The organism is Herbidospora sp. RD11066, from assembly GCF_054661255.1.
This window is the reverse complement of record NZ_BAAGDO010000004.1, coordinates 277,606-297,603: the sequence shown is the minus strand read 5'-3', so window position 1 is coordinate 297,603 and position 19,998 is coordinate 277,606. Positions and strand designations below refer to the sequence as shown.

Sequence of the window (19,998 nt, the reverse complement as noted above, 5' to 3'; positions counted from 1 at the left end):
GGACATGTCAAGACCCGCTACGCCTTGAGGTGTACCCCGGGCTTCCCCCTCGGACGGATGTCATGCCCTCTGAGGTCACCTAGCGTGGACGGGTGATGGAGCGCAGAGACGTCGTGCACGCCGCCGTGGCCGCGGTGGTGCAGGTCGTCGCGTCCCAGGGCGCCCAGTGGGGCCAGCCCGACCGCACCCCGCTCGACTGGCGGGGCTATCTGCTGCTGCTCGTCGGGCCGGCGATGATCCTGTGGATGCGGCGGCTGCCGGTCGTGCCGATGGTCGTCACCCTGGTCGCGACCTGGGTCTACGTCTGGCTCGGCTTCCCCTACGGCCCGGCGTTCCTGACGCCGATCATCATGATCGTCTACACCCTGGTCTCCGGGCACCGGCGCCCGGCGTGGGCAGGGGGCCTGGCCACGCTGGCGTTCATGATCGCCTACACGACGTGGCTGATCCCGGCCCCGAGCGGCTGGCTCCACCAGGCCGCCATCGGCGCGTTCCTGCTGCTGGTGATGGTCTGCGCCGAGTGGATCCGGGCCATCCGCGAACGCCGGGCCGAGAACCGGCAGAAGGCGGCCGAGGAGGAACGGCGGCAGGCCAGCGAGGAACGGCTGAGCATGGCCCAGGAGCTCCACGACGTGCTGGCGCACAACATCTCGCTCATCCACGTGCAGGCGTCGACCGCGCTGCACCTGATCGAGAGCCACCCCGAGCAGGCCCGCAGCGCGCTGGCGACGATCAAGACCGCGTCCAAGGACGTCCTGAGCGAGATGCGCGGCGTCCTCGACGTCCTGCGCGAGGGCGCGCCCCGCAATCCGACCGCCGGACTCGACCGCCTCGACGACCTGGTCGAACGCAGCTGCCAGGACGTGAAGCTGGTCCGCACCGGCGACGTCAGGCCGGTGCCCCACGGGCCCGACCGGGCGGCCTACCGGATCGTCCAGGAGTCGCTCACCAACGTCACCCGGCACGCCCCCGGCTCCTCCGTGCTCGTCTCGCTCGACTACGGCCACGTCCAGATGAGCGTGACGATCACCGACGACGGCACCGGCAGGCCCGACGCGGTGACCGACCTCGGCGGCGGCAACGGCATCCCCGGCATGCGCGAACGCGCCTCGGCCCTGGGCGGCTCGCTGACCGCGGGCCCCTACGGCCCCGGCTTCCGGGTGGCCGCGACCCTCCCCATCCCCGCGCCCTCGATCTCCGCAAAGGAGTCCCCATGATCAGGATCCTGCTCGCCGACGACCAGGCGCTCGTCCGGGCGGGGTTCCGGGCGCTGCTCGACGCCCAGGAGGGCATGGAGGTGGTCGCCGAGGCCGGTGACGGCGCCGAGGCGGTGCGGCTGGCCGGGGTGCACCAGCCCGACGTGGTGCTGATGGACATCCGGATGCCGGGGACCGACGGGCTGACCGCCGTGCGGCTGATGCCCCAGGGGCCCCGGGTCGTCATGCTCACCACGTTCGAGCTCGACGAATACGTCTTCGAGGCGCTCCGCAGCGGGGCCAGCGGGTTCCTGGTCAAGGACACCGAACCGGCCGAGCTCATCCAGGCGGTCAGGGTGGTGGCGGGCGGGGCGGCGCTGCTCTCGCCCGGCGTGACCCGGCGGCTGATCGCCGAATACGCGTCGCGGGCGAAGGCGCCGGTCGTACCGAAGGAGCTGGGGTCCCTCACCGAGCGCGAGCGCGAGGTGCTCGCGCTGGTGGGCAACGGGCTGACCAACGACGAGATCGCCGGGAAGCTGTTCATGTCGCCCGCGACGGCGAAGACCCATGTCAGCCGGGCGATGATGAAGCTGCGGGCCCGCGACCGGGCCCAGCTCGTGGTGATCGCCTACGAGTCCGGCCTGGTCAGGCCGGGGTGGACGTGATGGAATAGCCCGGTAAGCGCTTTCCGTGCCACGGCCAGGTGCGGAGGGAGTGGCATCCGCGCCACTTCTCGCGTCCGGCCGGTCACGTTAGGTTGCGCTGGTGATGGCCTTGTTCGCCGGCGGGGTGGGCGCCGGGCTGCTCGCGGGCTCCGTGTCGTGCACGGCCGTCCAGGGTGGGCTGATCGCGGGGGTCGACCGCATCTGGGCCTTCCTGCTCGGCCGGGCGGTCACCCATGTGCTGCTCGGGGTGCTGCTGGGCCTGGTCGGCGGGGTGCTGGTGATCGCGCCGCAGGTCAGAGCCCTGATCCTGGTCGCCGCCGGGATCGGAGTGGTGGTCGCGGGGGTCGCGCTGCTGCGTAAGCCGATGGCCTGCCGGCCGTTGAAGGGGTCGCCGTTCGCGCGGGGGGCCGCCACGATCCTGGTGCCGTGCGGGGTGACGCTGAGCACCGAGCTCGGGGCGGTCTCGACCGGGTCGGCGCTCGCCGGGGCGGTGCTGATGGGCGGGTTCGTGCTCGGGTCGTCCCCGGCGTTCGCCGTGGTGGGGGTCGTGCTGAAGAAGCTCGCCCGGTGGGCGGGGGTGCTGGTGATCGCGGCGGGGCTGTTCACGGTCTTCTCCGGTGTACGCCTCGGCGGCTGGCTCCCCACCAGCCCGGCCGTCGCCGCTTCGGCCGGAAACGTGGTGCTGGCGACGCCTGCCGGCTTCCGGCCCGCCGTGATCACCGCTCCGGCGCATCGGGAGATCACGGTGATCTTCCGTACAGAAGGCAACAGAAGCTGCACCACGACGGTCGCGATCGACGGACGAGACGTCGCCCTGCCGGAGACCGGCCAGGTCACGGTGCGCCTGACGGCAAAAGCCCCAGGGACGATCAGATACTCGTGCGGCATGGGCATGTTCTCGGGATTCATCCGGATCACATGAAGTAAGAAACTGGTAATCACCCTCCGTGACCGGACTGTTACATGCGACTCTGTCCGCCATGACAATGTGGCCTGAGGTGTCGGCCAGGACCGCACAGGTCCCGCCGCCCCGCCCCGCCGCCGACGGCGAGGGCGACGACCTGCACGCCGCCGCTCAGGCGGGGGACGCCCGCGCGGCCCACCTGCTCGGCCGCCTCTACGCCCAGCGCGGCGACCGCTCGGCGGCCCGCCACTGGTGGGAGCGCGCGGCCGGGGCCGGAAACGTCGACAGCGCCTTCAACCTCGGCAAGTGGCACGAGAAGCACGGCTCCCTCGACGAGTCCCTGCGCTGGTATGAACTGGCCGCCGGCACCGGCGACGCCGAGGCCGCCGCCAACCTGGCCACCCTGCTGCTGGAGCAGAAGGGCGACGCCACCGCGGCCTTCCACTGGTACGAAACGGCCGCCACCGCCGGATCCCGTCGCGCGTCGCGGCGGCTGGCCCTCCTCTGCGAAGACGCCGGAGACCTGACCCGGGCCCGCGACTGGCACCGCAGGGCCGCCCTCGACGGCGACCTGACCAGCGCCCACGACCTGGGCTTCCTCGGCTATTCGGGCGGCGAGGAGGGCGACGCCCGCCACTGGTGGGAGTTCGCCGCACGAGGCGGCCACGCCGAGGCCGCCTACCACCTGGGCCTGCTGCTGCACGCCCAGCGCGACCCCGAGGGCGCCGAGGTCCTCTACCGGCTGGCCTCCCAGCACGACCACCCCGGCTCGGCCTCCCAGCTGGGCAACCTCGCCCTGGCCAGACGGGACCTGCGGGCCGCCCGCGCCTGGTTCGAGCGCGCGGCCGGCACGGGCCGGGTCGACGACCAGCGGATGGCCGGGTTCGTCTGCGTGGAGCTCGACGACCCGCGCGCCGCCTCCCACTGGTTCGGCCGCGCGGCGGCTTCGGGTGACGCCGAGGCGGCGTACAACTTCGGGCTGTTGCTGATCGCCGAGCACTCCGACATGAGCGGCGGCGAGCACTGGCTGCGGCAGGCGGCCGTGCAGGGCCACTATCGGGCCGCGCTGGAGCTGGCCAACCTGCTGACCGCCACCGACCGGGCCATGGAGGCCGAACGGTGGAGCCGGTTGCCGAAGACCCCCGGCTGGGACCGGCCCGCCGAGCCCGAGCTGGCCGCGCGGGCGGAGCTCGCCGTCGCGGCGGCCGGACGCCGCGGCGAGACCACCCTCGACGTGGCGGAGCTGAGCGAGATCCTGGGCACCTGGGACATGGTCACCCGGCGGCTGCGCGAGCCCATCGACCCCATCACCTGGCTGACCGACAAGAGCGGCCTCCACGCCACCGCGATCGAGCACCTCGCGGCGGTGCGGGCCACCCTTCTACGACCGGGGACCGCCCCCTGGCCCGCGCCCATCGAAGTGGAGCGGGTCCTGGAGACGGCCCGGGAACTGCGAAAACGCCTGGGTCTGAGCTAGGCGGCGATGACCTGGCCGACCGGGGTGTACGGCAGCTGGTGGGCCACCGCGACCGGCTCGTTGGTGACCAGGCCCTCGTGGGTGTTCAACCCGAGCGCGAGCCCGGCGTCGCCCGCCAGCGCCTTCTTCCAGCCCTGGTCGGCCAGCTTGACCGCGTAGGGCAGGGTGGCGTTGGTGAGGGCGTAGGTGGAGGTGTTGGCCACCGAGCCCGGCATGTTGGCCACGCAGTAGAAGATCGAGTTGTGGACCGTGAAGGTCGGATCGGCGTGCGTGGTCGGCCGGGAGTCCTCGAAGCAGCCGCCCTGGTCGATGGCGATGTCGACGAGCACCGAGCCCGGCTTCATGCGCGCGACGAGCGAGTTGGGCACCAGCGTCGGGGCCTTCGCTCCGGGGATCAGCACCGCGCCGATCACCATGTCGGCCTCGAGACAGGCCTTCTCGATCGCGTACGACGTCGACACCAGGGTCTTGAGGCGGCCCTGGTAGATCGCGTCGATGAAGCGCAGCCGGTCGATGTTGACGTCGAGGATGGTCACCTCGGCGCCCATGCCGACCGCGATCTGCGCCGCGTGGAGACCCGACACACCGCCGCCGATGACGACGACCTTCGCCGGGGCCACGCCGGGCACGCCACCGGGAAGAACACCCCGGCCGCCGTTGAAGCGCATCAGGTTGTACGCCCCCACCTGCGGCGCGAGCCGCCCGGCCACCTCCGACATCGGGGCCAGCAGCGGCAGCGCGCCGCCGACCTGGACCGTCTCGTAGGCGATGGCCGTGGTGCGGCTTTCGAGGAGAGCGTCGGTGCACGGCCGGGAGGCGGCCAGGTGGAGGTAGGTGAAGAGCACCTGGCCCTCGCGGAGCCGGTGGTACTCCTCGGCGATCGGCTCCTTGACCTTCAGGACCATCTCCGACTCGGCCCACACCTCGTCGGCCGTCTCGACGATCTTCGCGCCGGCCGCGAGGTACTCCTCGTCGGGGATGTGCGAGCCGAGGCCCGCGCCACGCTGCACGTGGACGTCATGGCCGTGGCGGACCAGCTCATGGACGCCCGCGGGGGTGGCGGCGACACGATATTCGTGGTTCTTGACCTCGGCGGGCACGCCGATCTTCATCTTCCCGGTTCCTTTCTCAGAGCAGAGCCCAGGCTTCGGTGAGGACTCCGCGAAGGATGGATTCGATTTCGTCGAACTCCTTCTGACCGCAAATGAGCGGCGGGGCGAGCTGGACCACGGGATCGCCGCGGTCGTCCGCCCGGCAGTAAAGTCCTGCCTCGAACAGCGCCTTGGAGAGGAAGCCCCGGATCAGGCGCTCCGACTCGTCGGCACTGAAGGTCTCTTTGGTGTTTTTGTCTTTCACGAGCTCGACGCCCCAGAAGAACCCGCTGCCGCGCACATCGCCCACGATGGGCAGGTCGTGCAGCCGTTCCAGGGTGGCGCGGAACGCGCCCTCGTTGCGGGTCACGTGACCCAGCAGGTCTTCACGCTCGAACAGGTCGAGGTTGGCGAGTGCCACGGCCGCCGAGACGGGATGACCGCCGAAGGTGTAGCCGTGGGCGAACATCTCGGTGCCCGACTTGAACGGCTCGAAGAGCCTGTCGGAGCAGATCATCGCTCCAAGTGGAGAATACCCGCTGGTCAGACCCTTCGCGGACGTGATGATGTCCGGTACGTAGTCAAATTTCTCCCCGGCGAACATGGTGCCGAGGCGACCGTAGGCGCAGATGACCTCGTCCGAGACGAGCAGAACGTCGTATTCGTCGCAGATCTCGCGCAGCCGCTGGAAGTAGCCGGGAGGGGGCGGGAAACAGCCGCCGGCGTTCTGCACCGGCTCGACGAAGACGGCGGCCACCGTGTCGGGGCCCTCCATCTCGATCGCGCGGGCGACGCGGTCGGCGGCCCAGATGCCGTACTGCTCGGGGGTCATGCCGGGGACGCCGGTGATCTCGTCGGCCCGGTAGTGGTTGGTGTTCGGCACCCGGACCGAGCCCGGCACGAGGGGCTCGAACATCTGCTTGAACAGGGGGATGCCGGTGATCGACAGGGCACCCTGCGGGGTGCCGTGGTAGGCGATCTGGCGGCTGATGACCTTGTGCTTGAGCGGCTTGCCGGTCAGCTTGAAGTACTGTTTGGCCAGCTTCCAGGCGGTCTCGACCGCTTCGCCGCCGCCTGTGGTGAAGAACACCCGGTTGAGGTCGCCCGGGGTGTGCTCGACCAGCCGGGCGGCGAGCTCCACCGCCTTGGGGTGGGCGTAGGACCAGAGCGGAAAGAAGGCCAGTTCCTGGGCCTGCTTGGCGGCCGCCTCGGCGAGTTCGCTGCGGCCGTGACCGGCCTGCACGACGAAGAGGCCCGCGAGGCCGTCGAGGTAGCGCTTTCCGTTGACGTCGTAGATGTAGGAACCCTCACCCCGGACGATCATGGGGACCTCGGCGTTCTCATATGCGCCGTGGCGGGTGAAGTGCATCCAGAGGTTGTCGTGAGCCGCTCTCTGCAGGTCTTCCGGGTGCGTCATCTGCTACTTCCCTAGGTGTCTGAGCTCCGCTTCAGTGTGCATTGCCTCCCGGACATCTGCCAAGCGAAAACGTGGTACCAAATTGAAAGAGCTTCGGATTCCGCGATACCTACGTGTAAAGACAACGAAATTCGTCGGACATCTGGACCGTGCCTGGTTTGTGGTTCGATGGGGCGCATGACTCCTGGTGACATCGAAGACGCCGTCGCCGCCGGCATGCCCCGCGCGGTGGAGGACCTCAAGGCGCTGGTCTCTGTTCCGTCGGTCGCCTTCCCGGGCCATCCCGAGGAGGCCGTGCTGCGGGCCGCGTCGGCCGTGGAGTCGCTGCTCCGCGACGCCGGGCTGCCGACCGTGCGGCAGATCCCGGTCGAGGGCAGCTTCCCGGCCGTCTACGCCGAGGCCCCCGCGCCCGAGGGCGCGCCCACCGTTCTGCTGTACGCCCATTACGACGTCCAGCCCCCCGGCGACCCCGCCCTCTGGAACACCCCGGCCTTCGAGCCCACCGAGATCGACGGCGCGATCCACGGCCGTGGCGCCGCCGACGACAAGTCGGGCATCATCACCCACCTCCTCGCGCTGCGCGCCTTCGACGGCCGCTTCCCCGTGGGTGTGCGGGTAATCATCGAGGGCCAGGAGGAGTACGCCGGTGAGCGCCTGGAGGCGTTCGTCGAGGAGAACCCCGAGCTGGTCAGGGCCGACGCGATCATCGTGGCCGACTGCGGCAACCCCGCCGTGGGCGACCCGGCGGTGACCACCTCGCTGCGCGGCATGGCCGCGTTCACCGTCGAGGTCCGCACTCTTGAAGACGCGCTGCACAGCGGCTCGTTCGGCGGCCCGGCCCCCGACGCGCTGTCGGCGCTGATGCGGATGCTGGTCGCCCTCCACGACGACAACGGCGACGTGCGCGTCCCCGGCCTGGCCAAGGGCGTCTTCGACGGCGACGCCGGCACCGACGAGGAGTTCCGCGCGGGCGCCGGGGTGCTCGACGGCGTCTCCCTGGTCGGCACCGGCTCGATCGCCGACCGCGTCTGGGGTTCCTACGCGATCACCGTGACCGGCCTCGACGTGCCGACGGTCTCGGGCGCGGTCAACGCGATCCAGGCGGTCGCGCGGGCCCGGGTGACCATCCGCGTCCCCGCGGCCAACGACCCGAAGACGGCCCTGTCCGACGTGACCTCGTTCCTGGAGTCCCAGACGCCGTGGGGCGCTCACGTGACCTTCTCGGACGTCTCGGTCGGCTCGGGCTTCCAGGCCCCGGCGGGCGGCCCGGCGCGCAAGGCGCTCGACCGGGCGATGACGCGGGCGTTCGGCCGAGAGCCGCGCGACGTCGGCCAGGGCGGCGGCATCCCGCTGGTCGCCACGCTCCAGCGCCAGTTCCCCGACGCCGAGCTCCTCCTCTTCGGCTGCGAAGACGAGGCCGCCCGCATCCACGCCCCCAACGAGCGGGTCGTGATCGAGGAGCTCCGCCAGGTCGCCACCAGCGAGGCCCTGTTCCTGCTGGAGTACGGCACCGCGTAAGAACTTTGGCGGGCCCCCGTTCGTCGGGATATATACCGACACACTCGTGGGAGGCCCGTGTGCGCCGTCGATCCCGCTACTCGGCTTTACTCGTCGCCGCCATCGTGGCGGGCGCGTTCATCGTGGTGGTCTGGACGATCAACGCCGAGCCCGGGTGCACCCCGTCGAAGGCCGGGCTGCGGATCGCGGCGTCGAGCGAGAAGGCCGAGCTGTTACGCCGGATGGCCGCCGACTACTCGGCCAGGGGCTGCGGCGAGGTGACCGTGGTGACGATGGCGTCCGGAGCCGCCCTGGACGCCATCGCCGACGGATGGTCCAAGAGCGACGGCGCCCGGCCCGACGTGTGGAGCCCGGCTGCGTCCGGGTGGCTGACCCTGCTGCGGCAGCGTTCGGCGTCGGCGCCCGTCGCGGCGGCCAACCCGTCGATCGCGAAGACGCCCCTGGTGATCGCGATGCCCGAGCCGATGGCCCAGGCGTTGGGGTGGCCGTCGAAGGCCCTCGGGTGGGCCGACGTGCTGAAACTGGCCACCGACGAGAAGGGGTGGGCGCGGCACGGGCACCCCGAGTGGGGCGACTTCCGGCTCGGCAAGACCCATCCCGGGTTCTCCACGTCGGGGCTGAACGCGACCATCGGGGCGTACGTCGCGGCCACCGGGATGTCCGGCGATCTGACCACCCGCGACGTCGCCTCTCCGGCGGTGCGGCGGTTCGTGCAGGGGGTGGAGCGGTCGATCGTCCACTACGGAGACACGACGCTCACCTTTCTGTCGAATCTGCAGCGGGCCGACGACGCGGGGGCGGCCATGTCGTACATTTCCGCTGTAACCGTCGAAGAGAAGTCGGTCTGGGACTACAACCAGGGCAATCCGACGGGTGACCCGGCCACGCTGGGGCAGCACGACGCACCGAAGGTGCCACTCGTCGCCATCCATCCCAAAGAGGGCACGCTCTTGTCCGACAACCCCTACGCCGTGCTGACCTGGGCCTCGGCCGCGAAGCGCAAGGTGGCGGCCGACTTTTTGGCGTACCTGCGGGCGCCCTCCCAGCAGAAGGTCTTCACCGACCACGGCTTCCAGGGCTTCGACGACGAGATCCCGGCGAAGATCCTCCAGGTCCCAGCGCCGAAGGTGCTCGACGCGGTGCTGAAGAGCTGGGCCGAGCTGCGCAAACCGGCCAACGTGCTGATGGTCATGGACGTCTCCGGCTCGATGGAGGCCGCCGCCTCCGACACCGGCAGGTCGAAACTCTCCCTGGCCCAGTCGGCGGCCAAGCGGGCCGTCGGCGACTTCGGGCCGCGTGACCGGGTGGGCCTGTGGTCGTTCTCGACGACCTACGACGAGCGCGTCCTCCTCGCCACGGGCACCCGCGACGAGCTGCGCACCGAGATCGACCGGCTGCGCCCCCAGGGGGCGACCGGCCTCTATGACACGGCGCTGGCGGCGGTCGAACACGTACAGGAGAAGGCTCGGAAGGACACCATCAACGCCGTGGTCCTGCTCACCGACGGCCGCAACGAGGTCCAGCAGTCGATCACCCTCGACAAGCTGCTGAGCGGCCTGCGCGGCGACGACCCGGTGCGCGTCTTCACCATCGCCTACGGCTCCGACGCCGACCTGACCACCCTGAAGACCATCTCCGAGACGACCAACGCGGCCTCCTACGACTCGCGCGACGCCGGCGTGATCGACCGGATCTTCACGGAGGTGATCGCCAATTTCTAGGTTCGCGAACCCCTGGGCGCTCCTCCTCGCCGTCGCCGTGGGCGTCGCCGCGCTGGCCTTGCGCCTGTCCCTTCCGGCCGTCGTGGCCGTCACTCTGCTGGGCTGGCTGACGGCCGCCCTCCTGATCTCCCGCGACGCCGACGAACCGGTGAAGCAGGCACCGGTCACCGGCGGCAGCCCGGAGGATCGGGCGCTCGTCCGGGCCGAGCGCGCGGCGGCCACCTTCGCCGACCTGACCGAGTCGATGCGCGGCCGGTTGCTGATGGACCCGGTGGCGGCGATGAAACCGCAGGTCGACGACACCGTGGCCACCCTGCGCCGCCTAGCCGCGCACACCTCGGTGACGACGGCGGCGCTCGGCCGCCTCGACGCCGACTTCCTGCGCCAGGAACGACTGCGGCTGACCCATGCGCGGGAGTCGGCCCGGCCGGAGATCGCCGACGAACTCGACCGCGCGATCAGCGCCCTGACCGCGCAGGAACAGGTCCACGCCCGGCTGTCCACGACGCGGGAACGGCTGCTGGTACGGCTGGAGTCGACCGTGATCATCCTGGAGGGCCTGGTGGCCCGCGTGGTCGAACTGTCCGCGATGGACGTGACCAGCGGCACCGACACCTCCCACGCCCTCGACGCCCTGACGGCCGACCTGGAACTCACCCGCCAGAGCCTCCACGACCTGGACGACGACCTCCCCTGACCTACCGCAGCACCGCCTCCAGTTCCGCCGGTCCCGCGTTGCCGCCCGACACGACGATGGCGATCTTCTTGCCCGCGAACTCCTCGCGCCGCGACAGCACCCCCGCAAGGGCAGCCGCCCCCGCGCCTTCGGCCAAGGTGTGGGCGTGGGTCAGCAGGAGGCGCTGCGCGGAGCGGATCTCGTCGTCGGTGACCAGGAGGAAGTCGGTCAGGAGGTCGCGCATCACCGCCTGGGGCATCGTGTAGGCCGAACCGGTGGCGAGGCCGTCCACCTTCGTCTTCATCGGGCGGAGCACCATCTCGCCGAGCCGCCACGAGTCGTGCGCCGCCGGAGCGGCGGACGACTGCACGCCGATCACCTGACACCCGGGCGCGAGCGCCCGCGCCACCAGGCACGCGGCGGCGGCGCCGGTACCGCTCCCGACCGGGACCACGATCGCGTCGAGGTCGGGCTGGTCGCGGAGGATCTCCAGGTAGAGGGTTCCGACCCCGGCGATGATCTCGGGCTCGTCGGCGGGGCTGACGAGGCGCCGCCCCAGGCGGTCGGCCTCCGAGCGGGCCACGTCGGCGGCCTCGACCATGGTCGCTCCCCCGACGACGACCGTCGCGCCGAGCGCCTCGACCGCGGCGACCTTCGACGGGTTCGGGTTCTCCGGCATGACGATCGCGCACGGCACCCCGAACAGCCGGGCCGCGAAGGCGATCGACTGGGCGTGGTTGCCCGTCGACCAGGCCACCACCCCGCGTTCCCGGCCGGGCAGGGCGGCGAGGAGGGTGATGCCGCCGCGCACCTTGAAGGCGCCGATCGGCTGGGTGTTCTCGTGCTTGACCCAGAGCTCCGCCCCGGCCACCGTGTTGAGCACGGGGTAGCTCCACATCGGCGTCGGCGGGATGTGCCGGGCGAGCAGGGAGGCGGCCCGGAGGATGTCACGCATGTCCGTCATGACGACCAGACTGAACCCGCCCGCATTGATAGGTCCAATAGGGATTCCCGGAAAAATCCATAGACCGCGTCGATGGATTCCTCGCGGGTAGCATCGATGAGGTGCTGGACCCCGTTCGTCTCCGCGTCCTCGTCGCCGTCGCCCGCACCGGTTCGCTCACCGCGGCCGCCAAGGAACTCCACTACGCCCAGCCCTCCGTCAGCCACCACCTCGCCCGCCTCGAAGCCGAGACCGGCGCCAAGCTGCTGCAACGTGTGGGGCGCGGGGTCAGGCTGACCGACGCCGGCCGGCTGCTGGCCGAACGCGCCGCCGAGATCCTCGGCCGGCTCGACTCCGCGGCCAGCGAACTCGAGGCGTTGATCCAGCTCAGGGCCGGTCGGGTCAGGCTGGCCGCGTTCCCTTCGGCCATGGGCACGTTCGTCCCCGAGGCCGGGGTCCGGCTCGCGGAGTCGTATCCGGGCGTGGAGCTGCACATCGTCGAGGCCGAGCCGCCCGAGGCGCTGAACATGATCAGGTCGGGCGAGGCCGACGTCGCGGTCGTCTTCGGCTACGGCCTGGGCGAGGAGCCCGACATCCGCACCCGCCACCTCTTCGACGACCCCGGTCACCTGGTCTACCTCACCGGCCCCACGTTGAAGGACCACAAGGACGGGCAGTGGATCGCCGGATGCGAGCGCTGCCGCCGCCACCTGCTCGACGTGTGCGCGAAAGAGGGCTTCACCCCGAACATCACCTTCACCACCGACGACTACGTCGCCGTCCAGGCGATGGTGGCCGCCGGGCTCGGCGCGGCGTTACTGCCGTCGCTGGCGCTGCGCGCCCACCGCCATCCGAAGGTGCGGACCGTCGAACTGCCGGGCTCGGTCAGGCACGTGTACGCCGCCACCTACGGCGCCCCGCCCGACCCCCCGGCCACCCAAGCACTGCTGGAAGCGCTGTCAAAACCGCTGGCCTGACAGCGACGTAAATCCCTATCCTCACCGCATGCCCGATTTGCCGACGCTAGCCGTCTTCTCCGTCGCCACCCTGGCGCTGCTGCTCGTCCCCGGACCCGCCGTGGTCTACATCGTCACCCGCAGCGTCGCCCAGGGCCGCGCGGCGGGGCTGGTGTCGGTCCTCGGCGTGCACACCGGTTCGCTCGTCCACATCGCCGCAGCCGCGCTCGGCATCAGCGCGATCCTGGCCGCCTCGGCGACCGCGTTCACCATCGTCAAGTACGCCGGCGCCGCCTACCTCGTCTACCTGGGCGTCCGCAAGCTCATGGACAGGAGTTCGGCCGAAGAGGCCGTCGTGGAGAACACCCCGAAGAGCCGCCTGTTCGGCGAGGGCTTCGTGGTGAACGTCCTCAACCCGAAGACCGCCATCTTCTTCCTGGCCTTCCTGCCGCAGTTCGCCGACCCGCACGCCGGGCCGCTGGCGCCGCAGATCGTGCTGCTCGGCATGATCTGGATCGTCCTCGGCATGGCCAGCGACGGCACCTACGCCTTCGCCGCCTCCGCCCTCGCCGGGCGCATCCGCGGTTCGGCCAGGGCGCGGCGACGTCTCGACGTGGGCAGCGGCGTGGTCTACATCGGGCTGGGCGCGGTGGCCGCGTTCACCGGGGAGCCGTCGAAGTAGCGGTTCTGTCGGTGCCGTCCGGCACGATGACGGCATGATTCACGCGGACATCACGATCTCGCTCGACGGTTTCGTCGCCGGTCCCGACTGGGCCCCCGGCCGGGGGCTCGGCGAGGGCGGCGAACGCCTTCACTACTGGGTGTTCGGCGGGCCGTGGAGCTACGAGAAGCCGTCCTACGACGGTGAACGCCATCCCGTCGACGCCGAGGTGCTCGCCGGGTTCCACGACGCGGGCGCCAGCATCGTCGGCCGGGGCATGTTCGAGGCGGCCGGCCGATGGGGCGGTGAGAACCCGTTCGACAGCCCGGTCTTCGTGCTGACCCATCGCGTCACCGACGACCTGCCGCCGGGCTTCACCTACGTCACCGGCGCGGAAGAAGCGCTGGAGCGGGCGCGGGCGACGGCCGGCGGCAGGGCGATCTCGATCGGCGGGGGCGCCGACGTGATCAGGCAGTATCTGCGCATGGGCGTGGTCGACCGTCTCGGCATCCACATCGCGCCGCTGATCCTCGGCGCGGGCACTCCCCTGTTCGACGGCACCTTCCAGGCCGATCTCGACCTGGTCGACTGCCGCCACTCGCCGCTGGCGACCCACCTGACCTACGACGTCAGGCGCTGAACTGCTCGCGGGCCCAGCGGTAGTCGGCTTTGCCCGCGGGTGAGCGGACCAGTTCGTCGACGAAGGCGTACTGTCTGGGGACCTTGTAGCCCGACAGGCGTTCGCGGCAGTGGGCGTCGAGGTCCGATTCGGTCAGGTCCTTGGTCCGGGGCTCGATGACGGCGGCGACGCGATGGCCCCAGCGGTCGTCGGGTAAGCCCGTCACCACGGCGTCGAAGACGCCGGGATGGCCTTTCAGCACGGCTTCGACCTCTTCGGGGAAGACCTTCTCGCCGCCGGTGTTGATGCACTGGGAGCCCCGGCCGTACACCCTGATGGTGCCGTCGGTCTCGACCTTGGCCAGGTCGCCGGTGAGCAGCCACTTCACGCCGTCGGCGTCGGTGACGAAGGTCTCGGCCGACTTGGCGGCGTCCTTGTAGTAGCCGTGGGCGATGCGGCCGCTCTTGGCGACGACGCCCATCTCGCCGGGGGCGACCGGGCGCAGCGCGCCGTCCAAGACGGCCATCGTGGCGTTGGGGTTGGGCTGGTATTTCAGGCCCGCCTCCGGCGACGAACCGGCGACGGCCGAGGCGGTGTAGCCCGATTCGGTCGAGCCGAAGCTGTCCATGATCATGACGGTGGGCAGCAGCGTCTGGAGGCGGTCGCGGACCGTTCCGGTGAGGATCGCGCCGGTCGAGCTGAACACGAACAGCGACGACACGTCGTAGGTGCCGGTCTCCAGCGCGTCGGCCAGCGGGACCGCCATCGCGTCGCCGGTGATGTTGATCGACATCACCTTCTCTCGCCCGATCGCGCGCAGCACCGCGTCGGCGTCGAAGCGGGGGACGTACACCATCGTGGCGCCCATCCAGAAGGCGATGAACGTGCCCATCTGGGCGGCGCCGTGCATGAGCGGCGCCGCCGCCATCATGGTGAGCGGGCCGCCGCTGCGGGCCTGCTCGACCACCGCCTCCGGAGAGACATGCGGAGGGCCGTAGGGGTTGCCGCCGCCGAAGGCCATGAACAGGTCCTCGTGGGTCCACATCACGCCTTTGGGCAGGCCCGTGGTCCCGCCGGTGTAGATGATGTAGAGGTCGGAGCCGTCGCGCTCGGCGAAGTTCCGCTCCGAAGAGCCTTCCAGAGCGGTGGTGTACGGCACCGCGTCCGCGATGGCCGAATCCCCCACCGCGATCAGGTGCCGCATCCGGCCGGTGCGCGCGGCGGTGACCCGGTCGTCGAACTCGGCGGAGTAGACCAGGGCGACCATGTCCGAGTCGTCGTACAGATAGCGGAGTTCCTCGGCGACGTAGCGGTAGTTGACGTTCACCGGCACGGCGCGGATCTTGAGCACGGCCAGCAGCGCGGTCACGTATTCGAGGCCGTTGTACAGGTGGATCCCGACGTGCTCCCCCGGCGCGACGTGCGCGGCGAGGTGGTTGCCGAGGCGGGTCGCGGCGGCGTCGAGTTCGGCGTAGGTCATCCGGTCGTCGCCGCAGACCACGGCCGTCCGGTCACCGATCGCGTCGGCGATGCCTTCGAAGAGGTCGGCGTGGTGGAACCTCATGGCTTCTCCGCTCCGACGATCCACATGGCGAAGAACTGCGCGCCTCCGCCGTACGCGTGCCCGAGGGCCTTGCGCGCCCCCTCGACCTGGTGTTCTCCGGCCATGCCCCGGACCTGGAGCGCCGCCTCGGCGAACCGGATGAGGCCGGAGGCGCCGATCGGGTTGCTCGACAGCACGCCGCCGGAGGCGTTCCACGGGATGTCGCCGTCGAGCGCGGTGGCGCCCGACTCGGTGAGCTTCCAGCCCTCGTTGACCCCGGCGAAGCCGAGGTTCTCCAGCCACATGGGCTCGTACCAGCTGAAGGGCACGTAGACCTCGGCCACGTCCAGATCCCGGCGGGGGTCGGTCACCCCGGCCTGGCGGTAGACGTCGGCGGCGCAGTCGATGCCGGCCTGGGGGCTGACCGTGTCGCGGCCGACGCGGAAGATCGGTTCCGAGCGCATCGCGCCGCCGTGCACCCACGCGGGCGTGCCGGTCACCGCCTTCTCCGAGGACAGCACCATCGCGCAGGCCCCGTCGGAGGAGGGACAGGTCTCCAGGTAGCGGATCGGCTCCCACAGCATGGGCGTCGACTCGACCATGGCCCGGTCGATGCCGGGGATCTTCAGGTGGGCGTAGGGGTTCTTCAGCGCGTTCAGCCGGTCCTTGACCGCGACCAGCGCGCCGATGTGATCGGGGGCGCCCGACCGGCGCATGTAGTCGCGGATGTGCGGCGCGAAGTAGCCGCCCGCCCCCACGACCAGCGACGACGTGAAGGGGAGATGGGTCGACAGGGCCCACGTGGCGTTCGACTCGCTCTGTTTCTCGTACGCCACCACCAGCACCCGGTCGTGCACGCCGCCCTGGATGAGCGAGGCCCCGACCAGCGCGGTCGACCCGCCGACGCTGCCGGCCGTGTGCACCCGCGTCATGGGTTTCCCAGCGGCGCCGAGCGCGTCGGCGAGGTAGGCCTCCGGCATCATCACGCCCTCGAACAGGTCGGGCGCCTTGCCGACGACCACGGCGTCGATGTCGGCGAAGGTCAGCCCGGCGTCCTCCAGCGCGCGCAGCGCCGCCTCGCGGACCAGGCCCGCCATGGAGACGTCCCGGCGCCGGGTCGTGTAGTGGGTCTGGCCGACCCCGATGACCGCGCAACGATTGCCCATCACGACTCCCGGGACAGGACGGCGACCAGGTTCTGCTGCAGGCAGGGCCCGCTCGTGGCGTGGGCGACGGCCCTGGCGGCGGTGCCGTCCATGACCCGCCGGGCGGCCTCGCCGATGCGGATGAGCCCGGTCGCCATGACCGGGTTGGCGGCCAGCGGCCCGCCGGAGGGGTTGATGTCGGTGCCGGCCCCGAGGCCCAGCGCCTTCACGAGGATCGTCTCCTCGTGGGCGAACTGGACGTGCAGCTCGGCGACGTCGACGTGGCCCTTGCCGACCCCCGCCGCCGTTGCGGCAGCGGCGGCGGAGGCCGACAGGGCGAGGTCCCTCATGCCCGGATAGTGCGGGTCTATGCGATGGGCGATGCCATTGATGTACGCGAGGTCCGTGCGGCCCTTGAGGAGATCGCCCGCGACCAGCACGATCGCGGCGGCTCCGTCGGTGATAGGGGCCGTTTCGACGGGTTCGGGGAGCTTGAGCGCGTACTCGTTGGATCGAGCGGATTCCCAGCTCCGCTGGGCGATCTTTTTCACGTCGCTGCTGACGGCGCTGCCCTGGAGACCCGAGTACGAGAGCTGGTCGAGGCCCAGGGGCGCCAGGTAGTAGGGGTCGAGCTGGAGGGTCATGATCTCGCGCAGGTCGCCCATCGACGACTTGCCGAAGCCGTACACGAGGGCCGAGTCGAGGTCGCCGTGCTGTAATCGCACCCACGCCTCGTAGAGGGCGAAGGCCGCGTCCATCTCGACGTGGCTCTCCTGGATGGGCGGCCAGGCGCCGAGCGCGTCGAGGGCCGACACGAACGAGAACGGCGCCCCGGCCAGGTAGTCGCAGCTCCCCGAGCAGGTGAAGCCGAATTCGCGCAGGCCCGACTGTTCTCGTACAGAGCGGATCAGGGGAAGGATCAGCTCCGCCTCGCCGAGGCCGGTGTCGTGGCCGGTGTGCGTGGTCTGCGCGAACGCCGCGACGGCGACCGGTCTCATCACGCCTCCCGTTCCGGCGCGAACCACTTCACGGTCCCGCCCTCGAACACGGCCCGCACCCGCATCCCCTCGACCACCTCGGCGGCCGGGATCTCGGCCAGCAGCGCGATGATCGGGATGTCGGCTCCGTCGAGCAGGATGTACGCCGACACGAACGGCACCTGCGGCGCCCGGGGATCGGGCAGGTTGTTGATCGCGAACGTGGTGACCGTGCCCGACGGCCCGACCTCCAGTTCCTCCTCGATGACCGACCCGCACTGCGGGCACGACAGCCGGTAGGGCACGTAGACGCTCCGGCACGACGGGCACCGGCCCGCCAGGAAGACGTTCCTGGTCAGCGCGTCGAGATAGCGGGCGAGCGCGGCACCGGGCGTCACGGTGTACTCGGTCCGCACGTTCGCCACGATCGTGGTCACCTCGGGCACGAAGCACTCGATGTCGGTGATCGAACCGACCCGGTCATGACGCCAGCGCGGCCACACCCGCAGCCCGGTCCGCATCGCCTTGACGGTCCCCGCGTCGACCGCGTGCACCAGAGAGGTGTCGGCGCCGTCGAGCCTGATCAGCGCGAACGCGAACGGCCGGTCGAGCGGATGGTTCTTGCGCGGGGTGTCCACCCAGGTCCACTCGCGCACGGTCCCCGCGGGCCCGACCTCGACGAAGTCGTAGGAGAGCACCGGGTCGCGGACGGGGTCGCGGGTCGGGCCCGTCTGGTCGGGGGTCGTGAGGGTCGGCTCGCCGGTCAGCGGATCGTACTCCAGTGGCGGGACCAGGACTTTTCTCGCGGCGGTCCGTACTCCGACGATCCGGCCGGCCCGCAGTTCGGTGAGGAAGCGGCCGATCACCGGCCCGGTCGACCGGGTGTAGCCGCCGGGGAACTCCAATATGTGGTTCGGTTCAGATGGCACTGGACCGGCCCTCCCAGTAAGGCGCCCGGAGTTTGCGTTTCAGCAGCTTGCCGTTGGGTTCGCGGGGCATCTCGGCGATGAAGTCGATGGTCTTGGGCCACTTCATCGTCGACAGCCGTCCCTGGAGCGAGGCCAGCAGCTCCTCGGCCAGCTCAGGGCCCGGTGTCACGCCGGGAGCGGGTTCGACGACGGCCTTGATCTGCTCGCCCCAGTCGTCGTCGGGGATGCCGAACACGGCGACGTCGGCGACCTTCGGGTGGACGAGCAGCTCGTTCTCGATCTCGGCCGGGTAGATGTTGGCCCCGCCCGAGATGATCAGGTCGGCCTTGCGGTCACACAGGAACAGGAACCCGTCGGCGTCGAGATAGCCGATGTCGCCGACGGTGAAGAAGTCGTCGAGCCGGTTGGCCCTGGTCTTCTCGGGGTCGCCCTTGTACTCGAACGCGGCGGCGCCCATCTTCATGTAGATGGTCCCGGGGGTGCCCTGCTCGACGGGCTCCGATGAGTCGTCCACGATCAGGAGTTGGCTGATGGGCCACGCCTTGCCGACCGTGCCGGGGTGCTTCTTCCAGTCCTCCGGCGAGGCGATGGTGCCGCCGCCCTCGGTCGCGGCGTAGTACTCCCAGACGACGTCGCCCCACCAGTCGAGCATCGCCGACTTCACCGGCACCGGGCAGGGCGCGGCGGCGTGGATCATCCACCGCAGCGACGACAGGTCGTAGCGCTCCCGCACCTCCTCCGGGAGCGACAACAGCCGCTTGAAGTGCGTCGGGACCAGGTGGGAGTTGGTCACGCGGTAGCGCTCACACAGCCGCAGCGTCTCCTCGGCCTCCCACTTGTCCATCAGCACCAGCGTGTGGCCCATGTGCAGCGCGCTGCCGCCGAACTGGGTGACGGCCGTGTGGTAGGCGGGCGCGGTGACCAGGTGGGCGTTCGGCTGCCCTTCCGTGATGCCGAACATCCTGAGCAGCGCGGTCATGAGCTCGGCCATGTCGTCGGGGTCGAGGCCGGTCAGTCCGCGTCTGACCCCTTTGGGGCGGCCGGTCGTCCCGGACGTGTAGTGCATGGTCGCGCCCGCGGTCCGGTCGGCCGGGAGCTCGGGCGAGCCCTCGGGGATCGGTGAGAATCCCTCCACCTCACCGAACGCGAAGCAGCGCTCCGGCCCGAGCCCCGCCCTGCCCCTGATCCCTTCCGCGGCGAACCTCTCGTCCACGAAGTAGGCCTTGGCCTCGCTGTCCTCGACGATGTACGCGATCTCCGGCCCGGTCAGGTGCCAGTTGACCGGCGTGTAGTACCACCCGGCCTGGAGTGCGGCGAGGTAGAGCACCAGCCCGTCGGCGCCGTTGGGCACCAGCCCGCAGATCCCGTCGCCGGGCCGCAGACCGAGGTCGCGCAGGCCGTGGACGAGCCGGTTGGCGCGGGCGAGCAGGTCACCGGCGGTGTGCTCGGTCCCGTCGGGGTCGATCGCGGCGATCCAGGTGGGGTCGGCCTGCGCCAGGCGCCAGAATCCGAGTGATCCCATGGGCGTTCCTTCCAAGCAAGCGCTTGATCTCCAGAAGT

Annotated in this window: 18 protein-coding genes; 10 read left to right on the top strand and 8 right to left on the bottom strand. The window is 70.7% G+C overall.

What is annotated here, in order from left to right; genetic code table 11:
* Positions 1 to 95: 95 nt before the first annotated feature.
* The 4 genes from ACYQ78_RS18170 (at position 96) to ACYQ78_RS18155 (ending at position 4,242) form a co-directional block, all read left to right on the top strand.
* Positions 96 to 1,217 carry a sensor histidine kinase gene (locus ACYQ78_RS18170; protein WP_459802414.1) on the top strand — a complete coding sequence of 374 codons (1,122 nt, stop codon included), beginning with the start codon at positions 96 to 98 and terminating at the stop codon, positions 1,215 to 1,217.
* On the top strand, positions 1,214 to 1,861 hold the full coding sequence (locus ACYQ78_RS18165) for a response regulator transcription factor (protein ID WP_459802026.1): 648 nt from the start codon (positions 1,214 to 1,216) through the stop codon (positions 1,859 to 1,861). The genes ACYQ78_RS18170 and ACYQ78_RS18165 overlap by 4 nt, the downstream gene beginning before the upstream one ends.
* Positions 1,862 to 1,964: 103 nt before the next feature.
* Complete coding sequence (locus tag ACYQ78_RS18160; protein ID WP_459802413.1) at positions 1,965 to 2,783, top strand: sulfite exporter TauE/SafE family protein; 819 nt, start codon at positions 1,965 to 1,967, stop codon at positions 2,781 to 2,783.
* 58 nt (positions 2,784 to 2,841) lie between these two features.
* Positions 2,842 to 4,242 (top strand): tetratricopeptide repeat protein, encoded by a 1,401-nt coding sequence (locus ACYQ78_RS18155; protein ID WP_459802025.1) that lies wholly within the window; start codon positions 2,842 to 2,844, stop codon positions 4,240 to 4,242.
* Here the strand turns inward: ACYQ78_RS18155 and ald are convergent.
* Together ald and ACYQ78_RS18145 are read right to left on the bottom strand one after the other, a co-directional pair.
* The gene (gene ald / locus ACYQ78_RS18150; RefSeq protein WP_459802024.1) at positions 4,239 to 5,354 is read right to left on the bottom strand and encodes an alanine dehydrogenase; all 1,116 of its coding nucleotides are present in this window, start codon (positions 5,352 to 5,354) and stop codon (positions 4,239 to 4,241) included. The two genes, ACYQ78_RS18155 and ald, sit on opposite strands and share 4 nt — an antisense overlap.
* Positions 5,355 to 5,370: 16 nt before the next feature.
* The gene (locus ACYQ78_RS18145) at positions 5,371 to 6,750 is read right to left on the bottom strand and encodes an aspartate aminotransferase family protein (RefSeq protein WP_459802023.1); all 1,380 of its coding nucleotides are present in this window, start codon (positions 6,748 to 6,750) and stop codon (positions 5,371 to 5,373) included.
* 177 nt (positions 6,751 to 6,927) lie between these two features.
* On the opposite strand from ACYQ78_RS18145, the gene ACYQ78_RS18140 reads away from it, so the two are divergent.
* Genes ACYQ78_RS18140 through ACYQ78_RS18130 form a run of 3 tightly spaced genes read left to right on the top strand, consistent with a single transcriptional unit; the run spans position 6,928 to position 10,686 of the window.
* Complete coding sequence (locus ACYQ78_RS18140) at positions 6,928 to 8,268, top strand: M20/M25/M40 family metallo-hydrolase (RefSeq protein ID WP_459802022.1); 1,341 nt, start codon at positions 6,928 to 6,930, stop codon at positions 8,266 to 8,268.
* 59 nt (positions 8,269 to 8,327) lie between these two features.
* Positions 8,328 to 9,989 carry a substrate-binding and vWA domain-containing protein gene (locus ACYQ78_RS18135; RefSeq protein WP_459802021.1) on the top strand — a complete coding sequence of 554 codons (1,662 nt, stop codon included), beginning with the start codon at positions 8,328 to 8,330 and terminating at the stop codon, positions 9,987 to 9,989.
* Between the two features lie 37 nt (positions 9,990 to 10,026).
* Entirely contained in the window at positions 10,027 to 10,686 is a 660-nt protein-coding gene (locus ACYQ78_RS18130) for a hypothetical protein (RefSeq protein ID WP_459802020.1), read from the top strand.
* A gap of 1 nt (position 10,687) precedes the next feature.
* Here ACYQ78_RS18130 and ACYQ78_RS18125 read toward each other — a convergent pair whose 3' ends face one another.
* Positions 10,688 to 11,629, bottom strand: a complete 942-nt coding sequence (locus ACYQ78_RS18125; RefSeq protein WP_459802019.1) for a threonine ammonia-lyase — start codon at positions 11,627 to 11,629, stop codon at positions 10,688 to 10,690.
* A 101-nt stretch (positions 11,630 to 11,730) separates the two neighbouring features.
* Between ACYQ78_RS18125 and ACYQ78_RS18120 the strand changes: the two genes are divergently transcribed.
* From ACYQ78_RS18120 to ACYQ78_RS18110, 3 genes are read left to right on the top strand one after another with little or no spacing between them, the layout of a single operon-like run.
* A complete protein-coding gene (locus tag ACYQ78_RS18120) occupies positions 11,731 to 12,585 on the top strand; it encodes a LysR family transcriptional regulator (RefSeq protein ID WP_459802018.1) in 855 nt (284 codons plus the stop codon).
* A gap of 28 nt (positions 12,586 to 12,613) precedes the next feature.
* The gene (locus ACYQ78_RS18115; protein WP_459802017.1) at positions 12,614 to 13,246 is read left to right on the top strand and encodes a LysE family translocator; all 633 of its coding nucleotides are present in this window, start codon (positions 12,614 to 12,616) and stop codon (positions 13,244 to 13,246) included.
* Positions 13,247 to 13,280: 34 nt separating this feature from the next.
* Positions 13,281 to 13,865, top strand: coding sequence for a dihydrofolate reductase family protein (locus tag ACYQ78_RS18110; RefSeq protein ID WP_459802016.1), 585 nt, complete (start codon positions 13,281 to 13,283; stop codon positions 13,863 to 13,865).
* Here the strand turns inward: ACYQ78_RS18110 and ACYQ78_RS18105 are convergent.
* Genes ACYQ78_RS18105 through ACYQ78_RS18085 form a run of 5 tightly spaced genes read right to left on the bottom strand, consistent with a single transcriptional unit; the run spans position 13,855 to position 19,960 of the window.
* Complete coding sequence (locus ACYQ78_RS18105; RefSeq protein ID WP_459802015.1) at positions 13,855 to 15,408, bottom strand: acyl-CoA synthetase; 1,554 nt, start codon at positions 15,406 to 15,408, stop codon at positions 13,855 to 13,857. The two genes, ACYQ78_RS18110 and ACYQ78_RS18105, sit on opposite strands and share 11 nt — an antisense overlap.
* Positions 15,405 to 16,553, bottom strand: a complete 1,149-nt coding sequence (locus ACYQ78_RS18100) for a thiolase domain-containing protein (RefSeq protein WP_459802014.1) — start codon at positions 16,551 to 16,553, stop codon at positions 15,405 to 15,407. Before ACYQ78_RS18100 ends, ACYQ78_RS18105 begins: the two co-directional genes overlap by 4 nt.
* Positions 16,553 to 17,530: a lipid-transfer protein gene (locus ACYQ78_RS18095; RefSeq protein WP_459802013.1), complete on the bottom strand. Its 978-nt coding sequence runs from the start codon at positions 17,528 to 17,530 to the stop codon at positions 16,553 to 16,555. The genes ACYQ78_RS18100 and ACYQ78_RS18095 overlap by 1 nt, the downstream gene beginning before the upstream one ends.
* Complete coding sequence (locus tag ACYQ78_RS18090; RefSeq protein ID WP_459802012.1) at positions 17,530 to 18,438, bottom strand: OB-fold nucleic acid binding domain-containing protein; 909 nt, start codon at positions 18,436 to 18,438, stop codon at positions 17,530 to 17,532. Before ACYQ78_RS18090 ends, ACYQ78_RS18095 begins: the two co-directional genes overlap by 1 nt.
* Complete coding sequence (locus ACYQ78_RS18085; protein WP_459802011.1) at positions 18,428 to 19,960, bottom strand: acyl-CoA synthetase; 1,533 nt, start codon at positions 19,958 to 19,960, stop codon at positions 18,428 to 18,430. The genes ACYQ78_RS18090 and ACYQ78_RS18085 overlap by 11 nt, the downstream gene beginning before the upstream one ends.
* Positions 19,961 to 19,998 lie beyond the last annotated feature (38 nt).